The organism is Paraburkholderia sp. UCT70 (assembly GCF_050434085.1).
GTDB lineage: Bacteria > Pseudomonadota > Gammaproteobacteria > Burkholderiales > Burkholderiaceae > Paraburkholderia > Paraburkholderia tuberum.
In genome coordinates, this window is sequence record NZ_JBNPVZ010000002.1 from 281,005 (window position 1) to 306,489 (window position 25,485).

Consider the following 25,485-nt stretch of genomic DNA (forward strand, 5'->3'; position numbering starts at 1 on the left):
AGGCAAAAGCCGCCCGAAACGCCCAGGCCCTGGCGGATTTGGCCAGGTCATAGCGGATCGGGAAGGATTCTTGCGGCACCTGTCGGTGGATAACCTCGCGGCTCGAAAAGTTATCCACAGATTCGCTGAATAACCTTGTGGATAAGTGGAACTTTTGCCTTGCCAATCAAGCATGCCTTCGGGCCAGGGCGATCTGAGGCAAATGGACACCATCGACATTTCTGGAGGACCGGATCATGAGTCTCGACTACGCAGGAAAATCCCACGACGAAGCGGTCGCTGCGCGCAAGAAAGCGCGGCAGCGCGCGCAGGAGCCGGCGGGCGGCGAGATGGCCGTCGACGGCGTCGAAGCCGATGCCACGCATAGCTGCGGCGAGTTGTCGGAACAAGGCAAACAGGTGTGGCGCACGGGCGCCGGACTCGATGGCGGAGGGAAGGCGCCGAGCCGCTAGGGCTCGCGGGTTGTCCGTCGGCCGTGGCTAGAAAGGGCCGCTTGACGCCGCCGTATTCCCATGCATGCCGAATGCTGAATACTGGAATATGAAAGGGCGCCGTTGCCGGCGCCCTTTTCTCATGCTTCCTTGCTGCGTATTTCGACGTGCCGATCAGTTGCCAAAAAATACGTTGCAGTACGACGCCGGGCCGTTGCAGGTCGAAGCCGGAGCGTCGGCGTGAGCGACACCCGAAGCCGCTGCGAACAGCGCGGCCGAAGCGATCAGGGCGGAGAAAATGCGTTTCATGGTGCGTCCTCGTTTGTGTGGGTTGTGCGATCTGATGCGATCGATGGCGTGGAGAATAGCGAGCGGGCCCGCGTCCACAAACAGCGAAGATGAGAAGACATTATTTTATAAATTGAAATAATCGCTATTGGGTGGTTGGGTTGAATTGGTGGTTGACCGCGACGCGTTGGTCGGTCGGTGTGGCGATCCAAAACCCTTGTCGCGCGCGGGCTCGAAATATCATTTCTTGCAACAATTAATTTCCGGTGTCATAAGCAGCCGCGCCGCGCGACGAAGCTCCTCAGGCATCCATTGCCAAGGGGCATATGTTCAATACCGATTCGCTAGGGCAGGAACGTGAGGGAGAATGGCGCACGCATCCGCAAACCGTGCGAGGACGACCACCTGCTCATGAATCACGACGTTTCAGGACGACACGCGCAGCGCAGCGCGCGGCCGACAGCGCAGCGACGGAGCATGGCGTGACGCAGCCAGGCGCTCCCTCGCTGGACGATCCCATTTATCTCGCGCAATTGCGGCGTGACCTCGTGCGCTTCGCCCGTCTGCAATTGCGCGACGCCGCGGCCGCCGAGGACGCCGTGCAGGAAGCGCTGACCGCCGCGTGGACTCAGGCCACGCGTTTCGCCGCGCAGTCGGAGCACAAGACATGGGTGTTCGGCATCCTGCGCCATAAGCTCGTCGACACGCTGCGCGCGCGCCAGCGCACGGTCAATCTGTCGGCGCTCGAAGCTGAACTCGACGGCGAGGCGCTGCTTGATCGCGAGCTCTTCAAGGACAACGGCCACTGGTCGCGCGAGACCAAACCGCGTCCGTGGCCGACACCCGAAACCGCATTGCGCCAGCAGCAATTCTGGACGCTGTTCGAGATGTGCCTCGAGCATTTGCCCGAGCACATTGGACGCGTGTTCATGATGCGGGAGTTTCTCGACCTCGACATCGCGGCGATCTGCGCGGAACTGCAGATCAACGCGAATCATTGCAGCGTGCTGATCTATCGCGCGCGGCTGCGGCTGCGCACGTGTCTGAGCGAAAAAGGCCTATCCAGCGAGGATGCGAATGGGGAAATGTAAGGAGATCACGCGGCTGCTATCCGATGCGCTCGACCGCTCCCTGTCGACTGGCGAATGGCTCGCGATCCGCCTGCATCTGCCGACCTGCAGCGGGTGCCGGAACTATCGCAAACAGATCCGCCTGCTGCGGGTCGCCGCGCATGTGGCGAGCGGAGTGGCGAACGTGGATGGAGAGGTGAGCGGCGACGAGTGATTTGCCGCTTTGCAACACCGCAGTTCAGCGCTCGCCGATCGGCACGTCGCGATAGCGTTCGAAAAAGCGGGCATGCGATGCTTCATCGATGCCGACAGGATGCGCATCGGCACGCGCCTGATGTTTGGCGAGTTGCGCGCGGGTGCGAATCGGCCGATGCGCGAAATTGCCGCCGCAATTCGGGCACACGTTGCGCAGCCTCGTCAGCGCGCAGACCTCGCAGCACGTGCATTCGTAGTGCAGATCATTGCGTCGGGCGCGTTCGGCGGAAGTGACTTGCCGCAGCCTTCGCAGGTTGGTCGCAATTCGAGCATGACGGTGGCTCCTGTTGTTGATGACGCGAGGCGCGCTTGCTGCCTGGCGTCGCGTGAGGTTCTTCGCGCGTGTTCCGCTGTGCGCGCGTCAACCCGCGGCCCAAATGGGTGAGGCTGTCGCGCGCGCCGTGCTCACGTCAACGCGCTCCACAGCACGAGCGTCAACGCGAGACCGACGACCGATACGATCGTCTGCAAGACCGACCACACCAGCACAGTCTGTTTAAGCTGGAGTCCGAAATATTCGCGGACCATCCAGAAGCCGGCGTCGTTCACATGGCAGAAGAACACCGAGCCGGCGCCGATCGCGAGTGCCATCAGCGAATTGTGCGTCGCGCTGAGGCCCGCGACGACCGGCGCGACGATGCCGGCCGTCGTCGTCGTGGCGACCGTCGCCGAGCCGGTGGCCTGACGCAGCGCGACGGCGATCAACCAGGCGAGCAAGATCAGCGGCATATGCGCCCCGACCGCGATCTTGCCGATCGTCGCGCTGATGCCCGCTGCGACGAGCGCCTGCTTCAGGCCGCCGCCCGCGCCGATCGTCAGCAACAGCGCGGCGATCGGCGGCAGGCTTTTGCGCATAATGCCCCCGACGCGCTCACGCGCCATGCCGCGCGACCAGCCGAGCGCGACCACCGCGAACAGCACGGTGAGGCCCAGCGCGATCAGCGGCTCACCAAGAAAATTCAGTGTCTCGAATAACAATGTTTCGGGCTCGAGCAGCAGCTTCGCGACCGTGCGGCCGAGCATCAGAATGACGGGCAGCAGGATCGTGATCAGAGAGATCGCGAAGCCCGGCGGCTCGAAGCCGTTCTGCTCGGCGGTGAACAGCTTGCCCATTTCTTCAGGCTCGACGACGTGCATGCGTTTCGACAGCCAGATGCCATACAGCGGACCGGCGAGGACCACTGCGGGAAGCGCCACGATCAGGCCGAGGCCCAACGTCAAACCGAGATCGGCGTGCAACGCGCTGACCGCGATCAGCGGACCCGGATGCGGCGGCAGCAGCGCATGCAGCGTCGTCATACCGGCGAGCGCGGGAATCGCGATGCGCAGAATCGGCTGCTGCGCGCGACGCGCCATGACGAAGATGATCGGCACCATCATCACGAGGCCGACTTCGAAGAACAGCGGCAGGCCGATGAGCAGCGCGACGACGGCCATCATCCACGGCAGCGTGCGCGGGGTCGAGTGCGCGAGGATCGTCGACACGAGCCGGTCGGCGGCGCCCGATTCGGCCATCAACGCACCGAGCATCGCGCCCAGCGCAATGATGATGCCGACGTCGCCGAGCAATGCGCCGGCGCCTTTGCTGAACGCGCTCGCGACTGCTTCGAGCGGCAGGCCGGCCGTGAAGCCCGCCGCGAAGGTGCCGACCAGGATCGACAGGAACGGCGCGAGCTTCAGCACGCTGATGAAAATGATGATCAGTGCTAGTCCAAGCGCGCACGACAGGATCAGTTGGGTGTCGTGGGCGGCCCACGGTGTCAGTGTTGTCGTTACAGGCACGGCGGCTTTTTTCCTCTCTTCGTTTGCAGTTGATCGATGCAGCCGCGAACTGGTGGTCGCGGGCGCTTGTTTTGCCGGTCGATTGTAGCGGGAGGGGATAGGTTGGGCTTTGGGCAATGCTTCGCTACTGCCGCATGATTTGCTTATGCGAATTTATCGGTTCGTCCAGGCCCGCAGACGAATTATCGTCGGAGCCAATCGGACCATCTTTTGGCGTCCGTTAAATTCTTTTTCGACGAGTATTCTCATGTCCCGTGATCCGCTGCTGACGCGCCGTACGTTTCTGGCCGGCGTAGGCGCAACGCTGGCCGCCGCCGCGTTGCCGGTCTTCTCCGCCGCCGCATTTGCCGCCGATGAACATGCAAAAGAACTTCGCATCGGATATCAGAAAGCCGCAAGCACCCTGGTATTGCTGAAGGCGCACGGCACGCTCGAAAAGCGGCTTGCGCCACTTGGCATCGCGGTCAAATGGACCGAGTTTCCGGCTGGGCCGCAATTGCTGGAAGGGCTGAACGTCGGCGCGATCGATTTCGGCTATGTGGGCGAAGCGCCGCCCGTGTTCGCGCAGGCTGCGGGTGCCAATTTCGTCTACACGGCGTATGAAATTCCGACGCCGCACGCCGAAGGCATCCTCGTGCATCCGGACGCGCCAATCAAAACCTTGGCCGATTTGAAGGGAAAGAAGATTGCGCTGAACAAGGGCTCGGATGTGCACTGGTTTCTCGTCGCCGCGTTGCAGAAGAACGGCGTGAAGTTCAGCGAGATCCAACCCGTGTATCTGCCGCCCGCCGATGCACGCGCGGCCTTCGAGCGCGGTGCGGTCGATGCGTGGGCGATCTGGGATCCGTTCCTCGAAGCCGCCAGGCGGCAAACGAACGCGCGGCAGCTCGCCGATGCCGAGGGTATCGTGAGTCACCACCAGTTCTTTCTGAGCGCGCGGCCCTTCGCGCAACAGAACGGCGACGTCCTTGCGATCGTGATCGATGAAGTCGGCAGGGAAGGGGAGTGGGTGCGCGGCCATTACAGCGAGGCCGCCGCCCAACTCGCGCCAATTCAAGGGCTCGACGCGAGCGTGATCGAATCAGGCTTGCGGCATTACGCGCATATCTACAAGCCCGTCGACGCGAACGTACTTGCGGAGCAACAGCGCATCGCGGATACGTTCACCGAACTGCATCTGATTCCGACGAAGATCGTGACCAAGGATGCCGCGCTGTCCGGCAAAGCCTAGCCGCAGCAGTTCGAGTCCGCATTGCCCACATCGTTTTACTTCGACGGCCGCGCGATCAGGCGAAAAGCGCGGCGACATTTTCCGGCGGGCGGCCGATGACCGCCCGTCCGTTTCTGACGACGATCGGTCGTTGCAACAGAATCGGATGCTTCGCCAATGCTTCATAGAGCTGGGCGTCCGTCAGCGACGTGTCGGCAAGATTGAGCTCTTTATATTCAGCCTCGGTGTCGCGGATCATTTCGCGGACGGGACAGCCGAGTTGAGCATTGAGCTTCTCAAGCTCTGCGACGGTGAGTGGCTTCTTCAGATATTCGACGATTTCCGTCGCTTCGTTTGCGGGATTGTAGGTGTTCGCGAGGAGTTCGCAGGTCGTGCGAGATTTGGAGCAGCGCGGGTTGTGGTAGATGGTGATCATGGCTGGATTCGGGGCTTACGCCGTTGAAGGTTGCTGTGACGGTTAGAAGGGTTCGGGAATTTTAGCGGGTGACTTGATGACGAGGCGCGGGATGACTGCGGCATCCGCGTTGTTTGAACCATCGGCGAGGTGGGTCGGTTTATGCGCATAAACCGACGCTGCCTTCGAGGCGAGTGTGATCAGTTTAATGCTGGCACCCTGAGTTCTAGTCCCCCTGAGATTTGCTCGCGCGGGCGCGATTCAAACGACAACCTATATCGCCCGCTGATGAGGTGCCGGATGCACGTTTGCCGCTTGCCGCCATGTCTGGGGAGAATTGGCGTCGGACGAATTCATGACGAATGGTCCCTCCGGGCCAATTGGCACGCGAACTTTATGCGCATAAAGTCTGGCACCTCTCACCCCTTTGGTCGCTCAGACACGTGCGCTCCTTTTCTCTGCACATCAGCCCGAGAATCGCGAACAGTCACCGACGACTGTGCACGCAGTACGCGAGCACTCGTTACTTTCCCTTTGCCGCCGCCGGGCAGCGATCAGCAACGCTTAAGCCCCAGTCCACGCTTGCTCTGATATCCCGCAAGACCCCAGGCACACGTTCGATGCCTCTTTATGCGCATAAACCCTTTGCCGAATGGCCAATTTCCGAACTGCGCTTACGCAAATCATTTGAAATAGCAATTCAACCAGGTAAAATCCATTTGCGTCTAAAAAGAGGAGGTGAAATTTGGCGGCAGAAATCATCGCGGTAACACAACAGAAAGGCGGGGTCGGGAAGAGCACCATCGCGATGCATCTCGGCGCTGCATTTCACGAGAAAGGCAAACGCGTTCTCGTCGTCGACGCGGATGGCCAAAACACTCTGATTCACTGGGCCAGTGCTGCCTCCGACGGCGACATCGGTATTCCATTCGCCGTCGTCAACCTGTCCGAAGCAGGCAGCCAGATCCATCGCGAGATCAAGAAGTTCGTGGCTGATTACGACATCATCGTCGTCGACTGCCCGCCCTCCATCACCGAAAAAGTCTCGGGCGTCGTTCTGCTCGCGGCGAGCGTCGCGGTGATCCCAACTTCCTCGTCCCCTGCCGATTACTGGTCGAGCATCGGGCTCGTCAAGCTGGTCCAGCAAGCGCAGGTCATGAACGAAGACCTGCGAGCCGTGTTCCTGCTCAACAAGACGGAAGAGAAACGGATGCTGACGCGCGAACTGAAGCGCGCGCTCGAAGAACTCGGCTTCCCTCTCCTCAAGACCCAGATTCCCACGCGCGAAGCCTACAAGCAGGCAATGGCGTTAGGGCAAACGGTGCTTCAGATGAACGACCGCGGCGCGAAGCTCGCCGCGCTCGAAGTGCGGGCGTGCGCCAACGAGATCGCCGCCTTGCTCCCGTGAATTTATGCGCATAAAGGACCCTGAATGAAACCGTCCCAGTTCGCCAAAGGCTTTCAAGCACGTCCTGAGACGACCAGCAGCGAAAAGCGCACCGCGCTCGACCGGCTGAATGCGATCGACGGCCTGGTCAGTAACGAGCCGAAAACTCCCGTGATCGCCGGGCGTCCGATTCCGGCCGTCTTGCCGTCGCGTCTGCAGGACGCGGAGATTCCTGATCCGGACAACGAATCGGCGGCCTACCGCGCCTGGAGGCTCGAACACGGCTATCGTCCCGGCCAGATCATCGAACTGGCGCTCAAGACGATCAAGCCGAGCCCGTTCAATCCACGGTACTTCTATGTGAAGTCGTCGATTGCGGAGCTTGCCGTCAATCTGGCGAAGCAGGGGCAGCAGCAGGCGATTCACGTCATTCCCGACTATGACAACCCTGGCACCTACTTCGTCAGTGACGGCGGCAGACGGGTGCGTGCGCTGAAAGAAGCGAACAAGGAGTCGGTGAAAGCGATCGTCATCGATCTGCCGATCGGCATCCAGAGCTACAAGCTCGGTTACGACCTCAACGTGCAGCGCGACTCGCAGACGGTGTTCGACAACGCGGTCGTGTGGCGACGCTTTCTCGACGAGCGGCATTTCCAGAGCCAGAAGGAACTGGCCGAACATCTCGGCCTCGACGAATCGACGGTCGCAGTCGCGCTGTCCATCGCCAAACTCCCGGAAACCGTGATGCAGGAGATGGTCGCGCGCCCTGACCGCTTCGGCTCGAACATGGCGTATCAGGTGGGCCGCTACCACACGGCTCGCGGCGCGGAGGCGACACTGCGACTGATCAACCGGATCCTTTCCGACGATCTGAGCACACGCCAGGTCGCCGACATTGTCAAAGGCCGAGCGACCTCGCAGGAAAGCGCCAAACCGGCGGGCCGGCAGCGCTACGCGCAACGTCTGGAAATCAAGCTTGGTGGTGTGTCGGTCGGCGATCTGAAGTCGTATGGGGACGACCGGCTCGAGTTGCGCCTGAAAGGCCTCACGCGTGAAAAGCGCGACGACATCCTGCGGCAGATCGAGAAGATGCTGAAGTAAGACGTGAGGGCGGTGCGCATGCACCGCCGCCTGGATTTCAAAGGCAGTTATCGACCCATCAGGCCGCGCGCGACTGGCTCAGCGTAAAGGCGAGCAGGTCGCCGTCGGTCGGTTCGCCCCAGGTCCTGCGCGCGAGCCAGTCGAAGAACGCCGTTTCGACGATCTTCGAGTCGAGCCCGCGACGCCGCCAGTCGTCGCGCATGTGCGTGCCGAGTCCCGGCAATTCATCTTCCTCGAACGACTGTCGCGCGATATCGCGCTCCGACTCGCCCTGTTCGTTGTACAACTCGTAGGCCTGCTTGCGACGGTAAGCCGAGTATTCACCGAGCAGACGCGCCTTCAGATCGTCGGCCGGCGACGCCGCGGCCTTGCTGGTGCCGCCACCCGCGGGCAGCGCCTCGACCGGCGGCGCATAGCCTTTCTTCAACGCATCCTTGAACAGCGCCGGCGCACTGCGCACCGGCGGCAGTGACGTGCTGCGCATACGCTGCTCGGTCATCTGCAGCGCCGCGCGGATCCGGTTCTCCTCGCTGTCCGCATAAAGCGTCTGCGCCTCCTTGAGCGGAATACCGATCTTCACCATCCGGTCGACCAGCGTGCTGTCGAACACGTTCGGATGTTCGTCGAGCGCGAGCATCGGCTGCTTGCGCTCGGTCACGCGGAACTGGATTTCAGCGACGCGCCGACCCTCGCGATGCTCGATCAGCTCGACAAAAATGTTCGTGACCGCGTTGACCTCGGCGATGGCCGGGCGCAGGTAGTCTCGCTTGAAATACTTGTACTCGCGCTTCGCCTCGTCGCCGGCTTCGGTATCCGGCGTCCCCGACAGAATCGGCCGCCACCATTCCCAGGTCTCGCGCATCGTCAGGTGGCTGGGGTTGGTCAGGTAGCGCACGCAGATCTCGTAGAGTGCGAGGCCCGCGCTGCTGCGCAGCTGGCTCTGGAACTGCAGACTCAGCCGCGCATACTGAACCGGATCGAGCAGTTTCTTCTTGATCTTCGGCGCAAACGAAAACTCGACCCAGACGCGACGCGTAGTCGGATCTTCGAGAATTTCCGCGTCCGCGATCAGCGTCGAAATACCCCATTTGCGGCCAGGCTTCTGACTCGACGTGCCGGTGCTCCACTCGACCTGCACCGACACCATGCGGCGCAGATGCTCCTTGACGAGCGCGGTGTCATTGGAATCGAACGCGGAATTGGCAACGATGTCGGACAGAAGCGCCCGATAGGTGTCGCCCGATTCATCCGCTTGCTGGGCCACCGCGAGTAACACGTTAAATAGCTTGCGCGTGAGCAGCGTGATCTTGCCGCTCTTGGGCTGGATCGCGATCGCCTCGACGGCTTTGCGCAGCTCAGCCGAGCTCGGGCTGACAACATCGGTCTTTTTCGCGCGCTTCGTGGCCATGCGTCGGGGTGAGGAGGAGATTTCGCGAAAGCATACCGGCTGTGGTGATACGCGTCTATAGCGCCCATCTCACCATTGCCGGTGAAGCGAGTTTACGAAGCGCAACTCACCTCGAGCAACTCCCGAAAACCCTCACCTCCTGTGCGTGCCGCCAGAATCGGGCTCCCCTTGCCGGTCGAGGCGTTTGCGAATCCGGCTCGTTTCGCCGCGTGCCGCAACGGGGAGGACTTGATCCCGAATCTTCTCACCTCAAAAATTTTCGCGGATTTTTTCGAGAACCTCGTGTAAACGGCTGGTGTCCGGGGCGGGTGATGACTTCGTCGTGCGGCCTCGCGATCGTTTCGTCGATCGTCGCGTGCTGCCGGCCGACGCACAGTCCGGATCGATAGATGGAATGCCCGCACGGTATTGGGCCCGCAACGCGGCGTGGGCCAGCGACGGGCGCCCCGTCAGCCCTGTTGTCGGGTGCATCAAGCTTCCTATCGTCGGGCGCGCCATTCGACTGCCTGGTGCCTCCGCTGACGATTCAGCCCTCACTACCGAGAACCTGCCGGCGTTAACCACCTGTTTTGACTTCGAGCTTCGTCCGAAGCTGCCGAAAAAGGGGAGATCCAACCACAGGCAAATCCTCACCGCTCCGATGCTCCCGCAAAAACCTCACCGTAGCACCGCAGAACGGCACAACACGACACGGGCTCATGCCGCGCCAGTACCGCATTTCCCCAATGCAACCCCTGAAAAGCGTCACCTTTGACGTTTACGGAGGCCTCGGCGCCCCCTCCCAAAGAACTCCTGAAAACTCTCACCTTTGCCGGAGGACAGAAAAAAATCAATGATTTCCGTGACTTGCGATAATCCCATCCAGCGCTCGAACCACCGGTGTCCCCGTAAAATCTCACCTTAAGCCCGTTTTTCGCACCGCGGCACTTTTCATTGCGTCCCCATGAATCTCCCGAAAAGACTCACCTTTGCAATCAGAGACCAGGTATACCTACACTCGCAAATCGCCATCCGCCGGGCATCTCCGGCCGATAGCCCGCGTTTCAGTCCCGAATCTCCTCACCTTAACGCGCAGAACCCTATCCAGACCTTCCCGAAAAGCCTCACCTTTGACGGAATCACCGCCCAAATCAGCTCGCGGATCTAGCTGATAGCCAGTTCCCCGAATCCCCTCACCTTTCCAATCGCCAGCGGTTCCTGGCTCCCGTAAAACCTCACCTCAGCAGTATGGATGCTCAAAAAGAAAGCAAAACTGGACCCCGCGCCCCGAAAAATCTCACCTTCGTCTTACGTTTTCTCCCGCCACGGCTCACCAAAGCGGTTAACCACCCCAAAAAACCGGCAAAAAACCACGCTCGCGAGCCTCCCGAAAGCCCTCACCTTGCTGCAGACCAAACCGAACAGACACTTTCGAGGGGTGTCGGGCGCTTCGCGGCTGCGAAGTCCCGCAAAACCTCACCTTTGCCCAAACCCCACGTATACGGTGTTTCCTGAACCCGCTCACGTTCCGTCCCGGAGCCGCTCACCGAGCTTCCCGAACCCCATCACTCGAGTTTCCCGCAGACCCTCACCAAGGCTCCCGCAAAGCTTCACCTTGCTGGCCTGAAAGCCCCGCCAGATAACGGTTCGCCGAGTCGTTAACGTCTTTAACAAGGGTTCAAAGGTGTTTATTTTTATTACTCTCAAGCCTTACACCCGCGAGCCCCGTGAAACAAAGCCCACCACCCCGCAGCCATTGCCGATCAATCGTGAAACAGTGCGCGATCATGCGAAAATCAAATAAAATTCTTCTAATACAATGGCTTATTAGCTATTCTTCGTTTTGTTTCACGGAGAAAAACGGTAGGCGCGTGTTTACTATCGCAATTTGCACGCAAAAGCTCGTCGGTATACGCCAATCCGTTCGCCACCGATAAATCGGTAGCAAACACTACGTAAATTGTTATGATCCATCCAATTCGAGCCACATCGAGGTAAACATGAATCTGGATCAGGAGCGGCAAGCCATTCGCGACGAGCTTGAATCGATGCGTGCGCAGGGCGTGCGCCGCCAGGATCTGTCGCTGCATGCATGCAAACGGCTCTTTTTCGATCTCGGCATCCGGCCATCGATGGCGGCCGTTCGCGATCTCACGCAAACCGGCAGCGCGAGCGACATCCCGAAGGACATCGATCATTTCTGGGAGCGCATCCGCAGCGTGTCGCGGGTCAAGGTCGGAGCGGGCGCGATACCAAAGGCACTGGAAGATCGCGCCGGCGAACTGCTGGGCGCGCTATTCGAAGAAGCGGTCGTGCAGGCCAAAGCGTCGCTCGATGGCGAACGTGAAGAGATCCGCGCGCAGATCAGCGCCGCCGATCTACGCGTACGCGAGGCGGAAATTCGTCGGGATGCGGCCGACGACTCCATCAGGCGCAGCGAAGCGCGCGCCGAAGCCGCGTGGGAGCGGGTTCGCGCACTTGAAACCCAGTTATCGAGCGCGACTACGCACGGCAGCGTTCACCTCGAAGGCATGCAGGCAACCATGCGCCGGCTCGACCAGGAGAACGAGGCGCTGCGGCAACGGCTCGAAAACGAACAGACTGCCAATGCTGCGTTGCGGGACCGGATCGACGCGTTGCACGTCGAATTGCGGCAAAGCACGGAGCGCTATGCACAGCAGATCAAGGATGCGGTGGCCGAAGCCGAGCGGCGCGTCAAGCCGATGCTGGTCGAACTCGACTCGTTGCGTAGCATGGCCGCGACGTATCAGTCCGGCGTGCGTGATGCGAGCCGCAAGGAATTCGAGTTCATTCAGCAGATTGCCGCCGCCAAGGCGCGCGCCGATCGGCTCGACGCGCAGCTGCGCGAGCAGTCGGACGAAGTCGACGCGCTGACGCAAGAAGTCGCCACCCTGCGTGGCCAGCAGGGCATCGATCCAGCCATCGCCGTACTGCTGTGCTCGCTGGTTACTGAGGGACGGCTCACGAGCAAAGAGTTGAGCATAATCGGCACCGCGGCTGACGGCCACGTGACGCTGCCCGCGAGATGCCCGAAATGCGAGGAAGGTGAGCCGGAGCTGTCGCAGGTCGATCACCGTTTCGAACTGTTGTGCCCGGAATGCGAGCACTCTTCCGGCCTCGGCGAATCGCGGCTCGCGGCGGTGAACCAGTTTCTGTCGAACGATGGCTCCACCGCGCCGTCGTCCCGCTCCGTCCACGCGATGCGTTAACCAGAGGCGGCGAATCCAACGGAAAAACGTCAAAGGTGAGGAAATTCGGGACCGCAACGGTGAGGTTCTTCAGGGTTCGCCGGCTCCCGTTTTCCTCGTCAAACGCCCGTCACGGCGGGGCTCGGCCAACGGCGCCGCAGCTGGATCCGGCTCCTCTGTCGCGGGCGAATCCTGCTGATCAATCCAGGTTTGCCACGCGCGATATAGCCGGTTCGCGGACACCGCCTGCACGAAGCCGAGCCATTGACCGACCTGTTCGGCCTCTACTCCGCTTTCGAAAAGGTCCGCCGCAAACGTGTTGCGCAAGGTCTGCGGACTCGCGCGCGATTGGCGCGATGTGGCAATCCCCGCTGCATCGACGAGCGCATCCACCGCGCGCAGCATCGTGGCCTTATGCATCGGCCTGCCCGACGGCGATGCGGGAAACACAAGCTTGCCGGCCAGCTGCGTCAGCCGGCGTTCCGCTAGCCAGGCGTCTAGAATCGCCGTTGCGAACGGCGCGAGTCGCGTGCGCCGCGTCAGCACTGGATTCGCGGACTCGATCGTGACCCACGGCGAGCCCTCTCTCACGCAACTAACCGTAAGCGCTCCCGCTTCGCCCGTCTTCAGTCCTCCGCCCAGAAACACCGCGATCAACGCGCGATCGCGTCGCTCTCTCCAGCGCTGCGCGGTCGACAACGCCGGCAACGGCGCGAACAGCCGCGCGATCAACGCAGTGCGTTCCGCATGCGTGAGAAACCCGGTCGGCTCATTGTCGCGCGCATTGCGCCACGCGGCTTCCCCGTCCTGAGCGATGAAGCGAGCCGGGTTGGTCGACGCCGATTCGATCTCGCGCACGTGATCGAGCACGCGCTCGATAAGTCGCAAATAGCGGATCCGCTGCGTTCTGCGAATCTCGAGGCTGGCGACGAATTCGGCGATCGCGGGCGTGTCGACCGTCGCGAGGCTTTGTTGCCGCGCGCCAAGCCAATCGAGAAACTGCCCCCACTGCGCCTGATAGACCAACGCCGAAGAGCGACGGAAGTGCTGCTTCGCGAGCCACGCATCGAACGCGACCTGCGGGTCGCGACGCCAGTCTTCGCGTTGCTGATCGAACAGATCGGTAGAGGGCGCGGGACGGGGAACGGGGTCGGACAGATGAGGAGGTGACATGAGCAATCCTTCCGTTAGTTGCACCGCTTGGTCCGCGTATTGTAGGCGCTGACCGCCGCAAGGCCGACCGCGAGGAATGGAAGAGGATCCGAGCCACCCCGACGTGGTGCCGCCATTAGCCGCCCCACGCCCGGGCGCGCTTTAGGGGCGCATCGGCCGGCCGTGGCAGCGCCGCCCGGCGCGCCGCTTGCCGCGCCGCTTCCTCGTACGCATTGACGGCAAACGCAAAAACGGCGGGCAATGCGTTGGAGGTGCCGAAATCCACGCCGTCATCGGTTTCTGGATAAGGCAGATCGGACGGGCGCTGGAACAGCCCGAGCATCAGCGCGTCGTGCCGGCTGGCAAAACCGAGATCGGCCAGCGCCTCGGCTTCGATGGCATGGAGCAGACGCCACGTGAGCGGCACCTGCCTGACGATGTAGCGCGCGGCGATGCTGCGCACGATATGTTCGAGATCGCGCGCGGCGGTCTGGAAGCGCAGCGCGGCGAGAGTTTGATCGGTAGGGTCGGTTTTCAAATTGTTCATTCTCGGCTCCAATCGACACCTGATACTGTACAAACATACAGTGCCAGGCGCAACCTGGCCGCACGGCCTAACCGTGAATCACGACCAGCAGCGCTTTCGCCGCGCTCTTGCCGACGTTGCGGATCGCATGCGGAACATCCGCGACATAGCGCGCGGTGTCCGCGACCTTGAGCCGCTTCGTCGCGCCGGCCGCCTCGATTTCGATCGAGCCGTGCAGCACGGTCAGATGCTCGCGCGTGCCTGGCTCGTGCGCGTTCGACACGAGAGCCCCGCCTGGCTGCAGCGTCAACTCGTACCACTCGAACTTGCCGGCCAGCTCGATCGGTCCCCACACACGCAACTGGTATTTCGCTTCATGACCGCTTAGCGTAGGAATATCGTGCGGTCCGGAAACGGCGATTGCCTCAGGCGACTTCGGCGGCGCAAACAGCGAATCGAGGCTTACGCCGAGCGCATTGGTCAGCCGCCATGCAACCGCGATCGTCGGATTGGCCTTGTCGCGCTCGATTTCCGACAGCATCGATTTCGACACGCCGGCCGCGCGCGACAGATCGTCGAGCGTCATGCGCCGCTCGGCGCGCAGCCGTTGAATCTGTTCGCCGACGCGCGGCGGCGCCGCAATCGCCGCACTCGGCGGTAATGCCGCGCTGGCGGAGGTGGGCGCCGCATTGGACGCGGTGCGGCGTGTACCCGAACTTGCCATTTCCTGACCCATCGTTTAGAGTTGTTCGATATACCGGATTTTAGTTCGGAAAAACGAAAATATCCGATAAAGCTGACAACCGACTATAACAGGCCGCCCTTCCCGCGCGCATGCGAATGCGGGCGCCATCACTCTCAGGAGTCCCGTTCATGCGTGACCAATACCTTGCTCATTTGCGCGGCACCCTCGACCAGATCCGCGCCGACGGCTTCTACAAGAGCGAGCGCGTGATCGCGAGTCCGCAGTCGGCCGACGTGCGTCTTGCCGACGGCAGCGACGTGCTGAACTTCTGCGCAAACAACTATCTCGGTCTCGCCGACGACACGCGGCTGATCGAAGCCGCCAAGCAAGGCCTCGACAGCGACGGCTTCGGGATGGCGTCGGTGCGCTTCATCTGCGGCACGCAAACCGTGCACAAGCAACTCGAAGCGGCGCTCGCCGCGTTCCTGCAAACCGAGGACTGCATTCTCTACTCGAGCTGCTTCGACGCGAACGGCGGCCTGTTCGAAACGCTGCTCGACGAAAACGACGCGATCATCAGCGACGAGCTGAATCACGCGAGCATCATCGACGGTGTGCGGCTGTCCAAGGCGAAGCGCTTTCGCTACAGGAACAACGACCTCGGCGATCTCGAAGCGCGCCTGCAGGAAGCCGATGCGGCGGGCGCGCGCTTCAAACTGATCGCGACCGACGGCGTGTTCTCGATGGACGGCATCATCGCGAACCTCGCCGGCATCTGCGATCTGGCCGACCGGTACGGCGCATTGGTGATGGTCGACGACTCGCACGCGGTCGGCTTCATCGGTGAACACGGTCGCGGCACGCCCGAGCATTGCGGAGTGACGGCGCGCGTCGACATCATTACCGGCACGCTCGGCAAGGCGCTCGGTGGCGCATCGGGCGGCTACGTCGCGGCGCGCAAGGAAGTCGTCGAGCTGTTGCGGCAGCGCTCTCGCCCGTATCTGTTCTCGAACACGCTGACGCCGAGCATCGCGGCGGCGTCGCTGAAGGTACTCGAATTGCTCGCCAGCGATGAAGGGGCGCTGCTGCGCGCACGCGTGCGCGAAAACGGCGCGCATTTCCGCCGCGCGATGAGCGCGCTCGGCTTCACGCTCGTGCCGGGCGAACATCCGATCATTCCGGTGATGCTCGGCGACGCGCAACTCGCGGGAAAGATGGCCGATGCGCTGCTGAAGCAAGGCGTCTACGTGATCGGTTTTTCGTTCCCGGTGGTGCCGCGTGGCCGCGCGCGCATCCGCACGCAGATGAGCGCCGCGCACACGCCGGAGCAGATCGACCGTGCCGTCGAGGCGTTCGCGCGCGTCGGCCGCGAGCTCGGCGTCATCACCACGTGATCGCCGCGTGATTCGAATGGAGAAGCAGATGAAAGCATTGGCAAAACTCGAACGCGGACCGGGCCTCACGCTGACCGACGTGAAGAAGCCCGAAGTCGGTCATAACGACGTGATGATCCGCATCACGCGCACCGCGATTTGCGGCACCGACATTCATATCTGGAAGTGGGACGACTGGGCGCAGAAGACGATTCCGGTGCCGATGCACGTCGGCCATGAATACGTCGGCGAAATCGTCGAGATGGGGCAGGAAGTGCGCGGCTTTGCGATCGGCGATCGGGTGTCGGGCGAAGGACACATCACCTGCGGCTTCTGCCGCAATTGTCGCGCGGGCCGCCGGCATCTGTGCCGCAACACGATCGGCGTCGGCGTGAATCGCGAGGGCGCGTTCGCCGAATACCTGGTGATTCCGGCCTTCAACGCGTTCAAGATCCCGCCTGAAATCTCCGACGATCTCGCCGCGATCTTCGATCCGTTCGGCAACGCGACGCATACGGCGCTGTCGTTCAACCTCGTCGGCGAAGACGTGCTGATTACCGGCGCTGGGCCGATCGGCATCATGGCGGTCGCGATCGCCAGGCACGTCGGCGCGCGCAATGTCGTGATCACCGACGTCAACGACTATCGCCTCGAACTCGCGCGCAAGATGGGCGCGACGCGCGCGGTGAACGTGTCGCGCGAATCGTTGCGCGACGTGATGCACGATCTGCACATGACCGAGGGCTTCGACGTCGGACTCGAAATGTCGGGCGTGCCGAGTGCTTTTACGGGCATGCTCGAAGCGATGAACCACGGCGGCAAGATCGCGCTGCTCGGCATTCCACCCGCGCAAACCGCGATCGACTGGACCCAGGTGATCTTCAAAGGCCTTGAAATCAAGGGCATTTATGGGCGCGAGATGTTCGAGACCTGGTACAAGATGGTCGCGATGCTGCAAAGCGGCCTCGATCTGTCGCCGATCCTCACCCACCATTTCAAGGTCGACGACTATCAGGAAGCCTTCGCGACGATGCTCTCCGGCGAAAGCGGCAAGGTGATTCTCGACTGGACCTCTGCCTGAGTCGGTGCTTCGCCGTCAGAACGCTGACGCCCGCAGCGCGCTTACGCGCCTGCGGGCGTTTTCACAAACTCGGCCTGGATGCGCACGTGAATATCGTCGCCGACGGCCGGATACCAGGTAGACAGACCGAACTTCGCGCGGCTGAAATGACCGTCCGCGGAAAAGCCAAGCGTGTCCTTTTTCGTCAGCGGATCGGGCGCGAAACCGTTGAACGTGACGTCGAGCGTGACCGGCTGCGTGACGCCGCGGATCGTCAGATCGCCGCTCAGCGTACCGCGCGCTTCGCCGGTGCGCTCGAAACGCGTGCTCGCGAAGCGGATCTGCGGATAGCGCGCGACGTCGAGCATACTGTCGCTTTTCACCATTTTGTCGAGCAGCGGCACGTTCGTGTCGATGCTCGCGGCGTCGATCGCGACCGACGCCGTGCTGCGGTCGAGGCCGCCGTCGTTCCAGTCGAGCTCCCCCTGCTTGCGATCGAAACGCATCGTAAAGCGCGTGTATTTGAAGTGATCGATATCGAACGTGATGCTCGTATGGTCCTGATCGATGTCGTAGCGTCCGGGCGGCACGCGCGCCTCGTTCTGACTGACCGAATGCGTGAGCACCTGGATCGGCGTGCAGGCCACCGCGCCCAGCAGCGTTGCGCCGAGCAGCGCGCGTACCCACGCGGTGCGAACGAAGGATGGTTTCATCGAAGCGATTCCGGTTGAGCGGTGATCAAGCGATCTCCATCACGATAGCAGCAAGCGCACCCACAGCGCCGAAGCTCGAAGAAAAACTTGACGAGGGAGAATGATCGTTCTACTTTTTCGTCCATGACACACGAAACGATTCCGACCGATCCAAACGACGCGGCCCAGCCCGGCACGGCGCGCGAGCGGCTGCTCGATGCCGCCGAGGCGCTCATCTACGCCGGCGGCATCCATGCAACCGGCGTCGATGCGATCGTGCGGCAGTCCGGCACCGCGCGCAAAAGCTTTTACACGCATTTCGAGTCGAAAGATGCGCTAATCGCGGCCGCGCTCGAACGGCGCGACGAGCGCTGGATGAACTGGTTTATCGCCGGCACGCAACGGCGCGGCAAGGGCGCGCGCAGACGCCTGCTCGGCATGTTCGACGTGCTGCGCGAGTGGTTCGAATCGGCGGATTTTCATGGCTGCGCGTTTCTGAACGCGGCCGGCGAAATCGAATCCGCCGACGATCCGATCCGCGTCGTCGCGCGCAAACACAAGGCACGGCTGCTCGGTTTCGTGCGTGCCGAATGCGACGCGTTCGTCGTGGATGCCGAAATCGATGCGCGTCGCGCGGCGTCGCTCGCGCGGCAATGGCTCGTGCTGCTCGACGGCGCGATCGCGGTGGCGCTCGTGAGCGGCGAAGCCGATGCGGCGCTCGACGCGCAGGCGGTTGGCAAGACCTTGCTCGATGCGGCAGCGAAACCCGCCGCAACCAAACGGCCGCCATCGCGGCGCACCATAACCTGACTGAGGAACCATCATGGCCGATACGATCGAAGCCCGCCCGCCGCTGCCGCCATTCACTCGCGATACCGCGATCCAGAAAGTGCGCGCCGCGGAAGACGCCTGGAACACCCGCGAACCCGAGCGCGTATCGCTCGCGTACACGACGGACAGCGTGTGGCGCAACCGCGCCGAATTCGTGCATGGCCGCGCGGAGATCGTCGGCTTTCTGCGCCGCAAGTGGGCGAAGGAGCTCGACTATCGGCTGATCAAGGAACTGTGGGCGTTTACCGACAACCGCATCGCAGTGCGCTTCGCGTACGAATGGCACGACGATTCGAAAAACTGGTTCCGCTCGTATGGCAACGAGAACTGGGAGTTCAACGAGCATGGTCTGATGGCGCATCGTCACGCAAGCATCAATGACCTGCCGATCCGCGAAGCCGACCGCTTGTATCGCTGGCCGCTCGGCCGGCGGCCCGACGATCACCCCAGCCTGTCCGATCTCGGTCTGTAGACGTTCTCACCACATTCATCGCCGGCGGCGCACCTGATGGGCGCCGCGAACTTCTTCACCGCTTGTTCATCACGGCGCCATCGGTTCTCCGTTATCGTGGCGGTTCCGGCTGCGGGGGCACGTCGCGTGCCCGGCCGGCCGAGCGAGTCCTCGACATCGACCGCACGGCTTCAGGTACAGTGCGCGACGGGCGGCACGCGGATCGCCAGAACACCATGACACCGGCGCTCGACCGGTGACGGAGAAGAAATGCACTTCAGGCAGATGAACAAGAATATCCGGCGCGCCGCGGTGGCGCTTTTCGCCAGCTTCGCGGCGGTCTCCGCGGCGCACGCGGGCAACTGGTGTGACGGCGGTGTATGGGTCGACGCGATGCTCGGCTCGTATCACATCAACCCCGATCCCGATACGCACTTCGAGCAGTTCAATCCCGGGCTTGGCGTCGAATGCTGGCTGAACAACCAGTGGGCGCTGACGGCCGGCGGCTTTCGCAACTCGCTGCGTCGGCCGTCCTACTACGGCGGCGGCGTGTGGGCGCCGGAGTTCGCGCATTGGGGAATCGTGCGGATCGCGGCGATCGGCGGGATCATCTCCGGCTATAACTATGGCAACTGGGGGCTTGGCAGCAATCACACGATCGGCCCGGTGGTCGCGCCGATCGTGATGCTCGAATACAAGCGCGTCGGCGCGAACTTCATCGTCATTCCGCCGATCCCATCGGACAATCTGCCCTTTACGATTGGTTTTCAGCTGAAGGTAAAGTTCTGACGGAGCTCCCAATTGGCAAAAAAGTCGCGACCTACAGAAAAACACTGATTTTTGGAAAAACAGTTGCGACTTGCCCTGCCGAGCGGGAATGCGGCTATTAAAATTTAGCGCTTCGCGCGTGCCAGATTACTTCGTTCGCCGAATGACAGTTGCGACTTCCTTTGTCCGGTGAGGCTTGCCGGCGTTCGACTGAATTGAAGCAATGATCTTGAAAAGGCGAAAATTTGAGTATGATTGCCGCTGAATATTTGGCTGGGCCTTCGATTCAGTATGGGTCAACGTCATTGAAACAATGACAATTTCGCCCAGATGTAAATTGCTGGGTTTAAGGGCGGGGTGCCCGTTGACTTGACTGACAGCCTTTGCAACAAGCGCTTGATGTGTTCCACGAGGAGCGCGGTTGTGTTCTGACCGTGACCTCCTAAAACTACTGCTCAGTGTACCCGTGAGATGGGCGGCCCCAGTTTAGATTCAGCGCACCGTTTGCAGCTGATGAGGACCTCCTGGATTTACTCACCGGACAAGTGAGTGACGACCTCAGTTTCGCTTCAGCGCACCGTTCACAACTGATGAGGACCTCCTGGAATTGCTCACCGCACACGTGAGGGAAGATCCGGTTAGGGTTGCCGTTAGCGAGACCGGTTTGAATATATCTGTATGCGCGTCAGATGCTGCCAGCGTGTTTCCACTCCCGAGAGACGACAGAGCTACCGGTGTCAACTTCCCGCAGGTCTCGAATAATTACAGTCTGCGGGGTCACCAACGTAATGGCCGCTGCACGCAACCGCTTGAGAATGTCGAACAGCAGGTCGCTCTTCGTATCGGCCGTTATCCTGGGGCTGCGAACGGAGCCGGTGACACTCAACGTGATGCCGTCGGCGGCGCGCTGACTGAACATGACCGACGGTGCCGGATGATCAAGTATCGACGGGTGCGCTTCGTACGCCGCGAGCAGCAGATCGCGCACCTGTTCGGGATCGATGTTCAACGGGAAGATGAGCGTGAGGGTCGTGACACCCTGGGTCCGGTTTCCCATCGTCACGTTGCGCAGGTTCTGCGAGATGAGGTGGGAGTTGGGAACGATGACCGTGGACCGGTCGGCGAGCTGAATTTCGGTTGCGCGAGCGTTGATGCGGCGGATGTCGCCCTCGACGCCCGCAATACTGTCCATATCGCCGACCTTGACCGGGCGCTCGGTCAGCAGGATCAGCCCGGAGATAAAATTCTTGACGACTTCCTGAAACCCCAAGCCGATGCCAACCGGCAGCGCGCTGACCGTGATCGCCAGCAGCAGGCTGCGGCCCACCGCGGACATCACCGTCGAAGCCTGTTCGAGGTGGATGTCGTCCAGCCCGAATAGCTGCTTGATGGTTTTGCCGCTGGCATGGTGCGCCGAGAAGAGGTTTTCGCAGATGTACTGGGTGAGCCTGCTCAGCAGGTAGAAGCTGCACAGGACGAGGTCAAACCAGACGAGTTCATAGGTCAGGAATCGTGCAACCGAAATGTAGCCGGTCAGCAGCGACAACAGCGAGCCCACGACGGCAATGGTGACACCGGCGTGGATCAACCCGGCGACGGTCGAACGGACCTCCGGCGGTTCTCCTGCGGCGGTCAGCGCATTACGCACGCGGTTTGCCCGCAGCAGGGCGGCGCCGATGGTCAGTGCGGGACCACCAGCGAGACCACTCCGCGTCCGAGCAGAGTCATCTGCAGACTGGTATCGACTGTTCTGTTGAACTGCTCCACCGTGCCGGAAAGCATGAGCAGGGCGGCAAGTATCCGGGGAATGGCTGGATGGCGCGCGCCACCGGATCGGCCATGACCGTCAGGCGCCACGAGGGTCGGTCACTGCCCAGCAGCGCCCGGCCCAGTCCCGCGATCATCGCTGGAAAGTTTGATGATCGCTACGAGCATGCCAAGTACGCCGACCTCGACGATGCTCCACGGGCGCAGCATCGCAAGCAGCCTCATGCTCCATGCGAAACCCGGCGCCCGGCGTGCGGCGCGCGCAAATGCCAGCACCCAGCCGAGCAGCGCGATCTGCAGAAGCGGTACCACGACAATCATCATCGCAGTGGCGAGCGCAATCGGTGCAACCGCGCCGTGCGCCAGCGCTGCCGCGGACTGCCAGAGCGTCGTCTCGCTGTGCAGGCCCTGCAGGGAGATCCGGATCACCGGGCAGACGTTGGCGATCACGAAGACGATGGCTGCGGCGACGGTTAGCGCGAGCCACCGATCGACATCGAGCTGGCTCGCGCGATACAGGACCGCCGAACATTGCCCGCAGCGCGCCACCTCGCGCGTGGCCAGCGCGCGGCGGCGGTACACGCCGTCACAATGCTCGCAGACGACGAGCGTAGGGAAGGTTTGCATGAGCATCCAGCAATCAGGACGGCCTGCCACTGCCGCCGGCCACCGTCCGCTGCTGCTGGTGGGCCATCTGAGCCGCGCGCGCGTCGAAGTACGACGTCGCATAGTCGATGAACGCCCGGACCTTCGCCGTCATCAGGCCCCTGTCGCGATATGCGAGCCTGATTTCGGCGTCCCCGCTCATGAGCTCGAAGTCGGGCAGCAGCTGTACCAGCCGGCCATCGTCCAGCTCCTTGCCGACCATCGTCAGCGGCAACGCGCCGAGACCAGCACCGCTCATCACCAGTTCCTTGTTCAACGCGGCGTTGCTGGTCGACACGTCGTGTTCGAGTGGCACGGCGATCTGTTCGCCACTGCGCCGGAACCGCAGTTGTGGTTCGCTGATCGACGCAAGTATCGTGACGAAGCGGAATGCGGCGAGATCGCTGGGTATTTGCGGTAGCTTGCGCCCCTGCAGATAGCTGGGCGAGCCCACCACGGCGAGGGGCAGGCGACACAACGCACGGGTGATCGTGAGCTCGCTCGTGAGCATGAACGGCAGCACGATGCCGAGATCGAAGGCTTCCCTGATCAGATCGACTGGCCGTTCCGCCAGCGTCAATTCGAGCTGCACGGCTGGATACCGGGCACGGAACCCGGCGATCAGTGGTGGCAGCTCTATCAGCGCCGCGGTGGTGTGGGCGACGAGCCGCAGTACCCCCGCAGGCTCCCGTGCACGCTGCCCGGTACCGGCCTCGAGCACGTCCAGTTCAGCCACCACGCGCGAGCAGCCGCCGTAAAACTCCTCCCCGGACTCAGTGAGTGCGAGGTGCCGGGTCGTGCGCTGAAAAAGACGCACACCGAGCCTCGTTTCGAGCCCCGTTATCGCGCGCGAGACGACTGCCTTTGAGATGCCCAACGCATTCGCGGCGTGCGTGAAGCTCTGCATTTCGACGACGGTACAAAAGGTCCGCAGCGTTTCGAGGTGGTCCATAAGTGCTCGCAATTCAAGGTAAGTCAAAATGGGTTATAACTATACTGTTCAGTATAGTGAAACGCACTGTTGCCGTCAACGCAAATAAACCGGGTAGTTTTGTTATGATAAGATAGTCAGTATTGATCGGAAACACCGGTCAGGTGCGTCGCCGCCGGCGGCGTCGTCGATCGATCGCATAAACAAAAGGAGAGCCCGGGATGAGGGGGAAAACGGAAGCAAAGCGGCAGGCGATTGTTGACGCCGCGTTCGAGGTGTTCAGTGAGGTGGGGTTCGAGCAGGCGTCGATGTCCGAGATCGCGGCACGGGCAGGCGGGTCCAAAGCCACGCTGTACAGCTATTTCCAGTCGAAGGAAGAGATGTTCACTGAGTTCATGACTGCCGCCGCGCAGGAGGAAGTCCGGGCGGGGTTCGAACTGCTCAGGACCTCGGCGCCGGTTCGCGATGCACTGACGAGCTTCGGCACGCACTATCTGGTTGCGGTGCTGAAACCGCAACTGCTCGCGGTGCGCCGTCTCGCGCATCGTGAAGGCGGCCGGTCGAATGTCGGCGCCCTGTTCTATGAGCGCGGGCCGAAGCTCGGCTGGCAAACGGTGGCTGTCTTCCTGCAGCAATTGATTGACACCGGGCAGCTGCGCAGCTGTAACGCAGCCATCGCGACAGCGCATCTGCGCACGCTGTATGAAGCGGAGTTGATGGAGCTTTGCCTGTTTGGCGTGCCGGCCGATACCAGCCCCCGCAACATCGCGAAGGTCGTCCAGAGAGCGGTCGACGTGTTCATGGCCGCATACGGGCCGACGCACGCCGCACCAACCACGCACTGATTATCCGGCTGCCGCCCGCATTGTCCGGGCGGCAGATCGACATCCAGGGCAAACCGGCGGTCAATCCTTATAGAGCGCGCTGGCCACATAGCGGCGCCGCAGGTCGCCCAGCACCGCTGCCAGGATCGCACTGACCGGCAGCGCGAGCAGCACACCAAAAAAACCAAAAAGCTCGCCAAACGCAAGCAGCGCGAAGATCACTGCGAGCGGGTGCAGCCCGATGCGGTCACCCACGAGTCTGGGAACAAGAAAACAGCTTTCGAGAACCTGCCCAACTCCGTACACGGCTGCGACTGCAGCCAGTCCGTACCAGCCGCCAAACTGCAGAACCGCGGCAAGCAGGGCAAGGGCCAGTCCCAGGGCGAAACCCACGTAGGGGATGAACACCGCGAAGCCGGTGAAGAGTCCAATGGGCAGCGCGATGTCGAGGCCGGCCAGAGTCAACGCTATCGGGTAGAACACGGCGAGCACGCCCATCACGAGCAACTGGCCGCGTAGGTATTGCGACAGCATGTGGTCCATCTCGGTCACGAGTGCCCGGACCTTGCCGACCCAGCGCCGCGGCACAAAGCTTTCCATCCGCGCGAATATCTGGTGCCTGTCGTAAAGCTGATAGAAAAGGACCAGCGGCACCAGTATGACGTTGCTTACCACGGAAAACACGACGTTGCTGCCTGTCCGCACGTACCGCCAGGCGGCGAGCATGACGGTCTGGCCGTCGCCGATCGTGGCGCCCGTCAGCAGGTGGCGGACTTCGACCAGATCGAGTGAGTAGCTGACACCCAGCAGTGCCAGCCTGGGTTGCAGCCACGCGTTCAGGCCTGCGATGAAAACGGGAAAGTTCTTGGCGAGCTCGGGTCCTTCCTTGTGCATCACGGCGAACGCAAGCAGCGGCAGCAGGGTCAGGAGCAGTGCGAAGAGGAGCATCATCAGCAGGACGGCAACTGCACGCGGCACACGCTGGCGCACCAGCCACTCGACGCCCGGCTGCAGCATGTACGCGATGAGCGCGCCGAGCAGGAATGGCGTCAGAACCGGGCGCAAGATCCACAGAAGGATACCGAGGCCAGCGGCGATGGCGCCCCACACGAGGATCTGGCGCTGATAGGAAGTCAGGATCATGGTCGGGAGTCGTATTCAGGTGACCCGCACGCGACAGGCAAACGCGGCGGCGTATCGAGGGGGCATCAGTCGTCGTCATTCAACACCAGCGAAGGCAGGGGG

24 protein-coding genes and 2 pseudogenes are annotated in these 25,485 nt (G+C 62.0%); 13 read left to right on the forward strand and 13 right to left on the reverse strand.

Annotated features, from left to right (window positions below):
* Positions 1-236: 236 nt before the first annotated feature.
* Entirely contained in the window at positions 237-452 is a 216-nt protein-coding gene (locus OKW41_RS03610; RefSeq protein WP_013092833.1) for a hypothetical protein, read from the forward strand.
* A 153-nt stretch (positions 453-605) separates the two neighbouring features.
* On the opposite strand, the gene OKW41_RS03615 is transcribed toward OKW41_RS03610, so the two are convergent.
* Positions 606-740, reverse strand: a complete 135-nt coding sequence (locus OKW41_RS03615; RefSeq protein ID WP_018424013.1) for a hypothetical protein — start codon at positions 738-740, stop codon at positions 606-608.
* 461 nt (positions 741-1,201) lie between these two features.
* On the opposite strand from OKW41_RS03615, the gene OKW41_RS03620 reads away from it, so the two are divergent.
* Together OKW41_RS03620 and OKW41_RS03625 are read left to right on the forward strand one after the other, a co-directional pair.
* The gene (locus OKW41_RS03620; RefSeq protein ID WP_184052738.1) at positions 1,202-1,810 is read left to right on the forward strand and encodes an RNA polymerase factor sigma-70; all 609 of its coding nucleotides are present in this window, start codon (positions 1,202-1,204) and stop codon (positions 1,808-1,810) included.
* Entirely contained in the window at positions 1,791-2,003 is a 213-nt protein-coding gene (locus tag OKW41_RS03625; RefSeq protein WP_429444748.1) for a zf-HC2 domain-containing protein, read from the forward strand. The genes OKW41_RS03620 and OKW41_RS03625 overlap by 20 nt, the downstream gene beginning before the upstream one ends.
* Positions 2,004-2,027: 24 nt before the next feature.
* Here the strand turns inward: OKW41_RS03625 and OKW41_RS03630 are convergent.
* Both OKW41_RS03630 and OKW41_RS03635 read right to left on the reverse strand, forming a co-directional pair.
* Positions 2,028-2,317, reverse strand: a pseudogene (locus tag OKW41_RS03630) (DUF1272 domain-containing protein).
* Positions 2,318-2,449: 132 nt separating this feature from the next.
* The gene (locus OKW41_RS03635; RefSeq protein ID WP_429571612.1) at positions 2,450-3,826 is read right to left on the reverse strand and encodes a gluconate:H+ symporter; all 1,377 of its coding nucleotides are present in this window, start codon (positions 3,824-3,826) and stop codon (positions 2,450-2,452) included.
* 247 nt (positions 3,827-4,073) lie between these two features.
* On the opposite strand from OKW41_RS03635, the gene OKW41_RS03640 reads away from it, so the two are divergent.
* A complete protein-coding gene (locus OKW41_RS03640; RefSeq protein ID WP_429571613.1) occupies positions 4,074-5,057 on the forward strand; it encodes a sulfonate ABC transporter substrate-binding protein in 984 nt (327 codons plus the stop codon).
* A 55-nt stretch (positions 5,058-5,112) separates the two neighbouring features.
* Here OKW41_RS03640 and arsC read toward each other — a convergent pair whose 3' ends face one another.
* The gene (arsC, locus tag OKW41_RS03645; RefSeq protein WP_018424018.1) at positions 5,113-5,472 is read right to left on the reverse strand and encodes an arsenate reductase (glutaredoxin); all 360 of its coding nucleotides are present in this window, start codon (positions 5,470-5,472) and stop codon (positions 5,113-5,115) included.
* 724 nt (positions 5,473-6,196) lie between these two features.
* On the opposite strand from arsC, the gene parA reads away from it, so the two are divergent.
* Complete coding sequence (gene parA / locus OKW41_RS03650) at positions 6,197-6,859, forward strand: ParA family partition ATPase (RefSeq protein WP_013092840.1); 663 nt, start codon at positions 6,197-6,199, stop codon at positions 6,857-6,859.
* A 24-nt stretch (positions 6,860-6,883) separates the two neighbouring features.
* Positions 6,884-7,939, forward strand: coding sequence for a ParB/RepB/Spo0J family partition protein (locus tag OKW41_RS03655; protein WP_429571614.1), 1,056 nt, complete (start codon positions 6,884-6,886; stop codon positions 7,937-7,939).
* Positions 7,940-7,997: 58 nt separating this feature from the next.
* Here OKW41_RS03655 and OKW41_RS03660 read toward each other — a convergent pair whose 3' ends face one another.
* The gene (locus tag OKW41_RS03660; RefSeq protein WP_184057688.1) at positions 7,998-9,347 is read right to left on the reverse strand and encodes a replication initiation protein; all 1,350 of its coding nucleotides are present in this window, start codon (positions 9,345-9,347) and stop codon (positions 7,998-8,000) included.
* Between the two features lie 1,979 nt (positions 9,348-11,326).
* Here OKW41_RS03660 and OKW41_RS03665 point away from each other — a divergent pair.
* Positions 11,327-12,556 (forward strand): DNA-binding protein, encoded by a 1,230-nt coding sequence (locus OKW41_RS03665; protein WP_429571615.1) that lies wholly within the window; start codon positions 11,327-11,329, stop codon positions 12,554-12,556.
* A 69-nt stretch (positions 12,557-12,625) separates the two neighbouring features.
* On the opposite strand, the gene OKW41_RS03670 is transcribed toward OKW41_RS03665, so the two are convergent.
* The 3 genes from OKW41_RS03670 to OKW41_RS03680 all read right to left on the reverse strand — a co-directional run bounded on the left by OKW41_RS03670 (position 12,626) and on the right by OKW41_RS03680 (position 14,949).
* A complete protein-coding gene (locus OKW41_RS03670; protein WP_429571616.1) occupies positions 12,626-13,708 on the reverse strand; it encodes a tyrosine-type recombinase/integrase in 1,083 nt (360 codons plus the stop codon).
* 115 nt (positions 13,709-13,823) lie between these two features.
* Positions 13,824-14,234, reverse strand: coding sequence for a DUF2471 family protein (locus OKW41_RS03675; RefSeq protein WP_429291929.1), 411 nt, complete (start codon positions 14,232-14,234; stop codon positions 13,824-13,826).
* A gap of 67 nt (positions 14,235-14,301) precedes the next feature.
* Positions 14,302-14,949 (reverse strand): helix-turn-helix domain-containing protein, encoded by a 648-nt coding sequence (locus tag OKW41_RS03680; protein WP_429444759.1) that lies wholly within the window; start codon positions 14,947-14,949, stop codon positions 14,302-14,304.
* A gap of 137 nt (positions 14,950-15,086) precedes the next feature.
* On the opposite strand from OKW41_RS03680, the gene OKW41_RS03685 reads away from it, so the two are divergent.
* Complete coding sequence (locus OKW41_RS03685) at positions 15,087-16,292, forward strand: glycine C-acetyltransferase (protein ID WP_429571617.1); 1,206 nt, start codon at positions 15,087-15,089, stop codon at positions 16,290-16,292.
* A 28-nt stretch (positions 16,293-16,320) separates the two neighbouring features.
* On the forward strand, positions 16,321-17,352 hold the full coding sequence (gene tdh, locus OKW41_RS03690; RefSeq protein WP_090810329.1) for an L-threonine 3-dehydrogenase: 1,032 nt from the start codon (positions 16,321-16,323) through the stop codon (positions 17,350-17,352).
* Between the two features lie 41 nt (positions 17,353-17,393).
* Here the strand turns inward: tdh and OKW41_RS03695 are convergent, their stop codons facing one another.
* Entirely contained in the window at positions 17,394-18,044 is a 651-nt protein-coding gene (locus OKW41_RS03695; protein WP_429444764.1) for a YceI family protein, read from the reverse strand.
* Between the two features lie 123 nt (positions 18,045-18,167).
* Between OKW41_RS03695 and OKW41_RS03700 the strand changes: the two genes are divergently transcribed.
* The 3 genes from OKW41_RS03700 (at position 18,168) to OKW41_RS03710 (ending at position 20,094) form a co-directional block, all read left to right on the forward strand.
* Positions 18,168-18,833 carry a TetR/AcrR family transcriptional regulator gene (locus OKW41_RS03700; protein WP_429571618.1) on the forward strand — a complete coding sequence of 222 codons (666 nt, stop codon included), beginning with the start codon at positions 18,168-18,170 and terminating at the stop codon, positions 18,831-18,833.
* Positions 18,834-18,846: 13 nt separating this feature from the next.
* A complete protein-coding gene (locus OKW41_RS03705) occupies positions 18,847-19,326 on the forward strand; it encodes a DUF1348 family protein (RefSeq protein ID WP_429444767.1) in 480 nt (159 codons plus the stop codon).
* A gap of 249 nt (positions 19,327-19,575) precedes the next feature.
* Positions 19,576-20,094, forward strand: coding sequence for a hypothetical protein (locus OKW41_RS03710; RefSeq protein ID WP_184004560.1), 519 nt, complete (start codon positions 19,576-19,578; stop codon positions 20,092-20,094).
* Between the two features lie 664 nt (positions 20,095-20,758).
* Here OKW41_RS03710 and OKW41_RS03715 read toward each other — a convergent pair.
* From OKW41_RS03715 to OKW41_RS03725, 3 genes and pseudogenes are all read right to left on the reverse strand, one after another.
* A pseudogene (locus tag OKW41_RS03715) lies at positions 20,759-21,834 on the reverse strand (mechanosensitive ion channel family protein); the annotation flags it as partial.
* Between the two features lie 105 nt (positions 21,835-21,939).
* Entirely contained in the window at positions 21,940-22,467 is a 528-nt protein-coding gene (locus OKW41_RS03720; RefSeq protein WP_429571619.1) for a paraquat-inducible protein A, read from the reverse strand.
* A 13-nt stretch (positions 22,468-22,480) separates the two neighbouring features.
* Positions 22,481-23,437: a LysR family transcriptional regulator gene (locus OKW41_RS03725; RefSeq protein WP_429571620.1), complete on the reverse strand. Its 957-nt coding sequence runs from the start codon at positions 23,435-23,437 to the stop codon at positions 22,481-22,483.
* A 200-nt stretch (positions 23,438-23,637) separates the two neighbouring features.
* Here OKW41_RS03725 and OKW41_RS03730 point away from each other — a divergent pair, with 200 nt between their 5' ends.
* Positions 23,638-24,261, forward strand: a complete 624-nt coding sequence (locus OKW41_RS03730) for a TetR/AcrR family transcriptional regulator (protein WP_429444771.1) — start codon at positions 23,638-23,640, stop codon at positions 24,259-24,261.
* A gap of 60 nt (positions 24,262-24,321) precedes the next feature.
* On the opposite strand, the gene OKW41_RS03735 is transcribed toward OKW41_RS03730, so the two are convergent.
* Positions 24,322-25,398, reverse strand: coding sequence for an AI-2E family transporter (locus tag OKW41_RS03735; RefSeq protein ID WP_429573342.1), 1,077 nt, complete (start codon positions 25,396-25,398; stop codon positions 24,322-24,324).
* Positions 25,399-25,485: the final 87 nt, after the last annotated feature.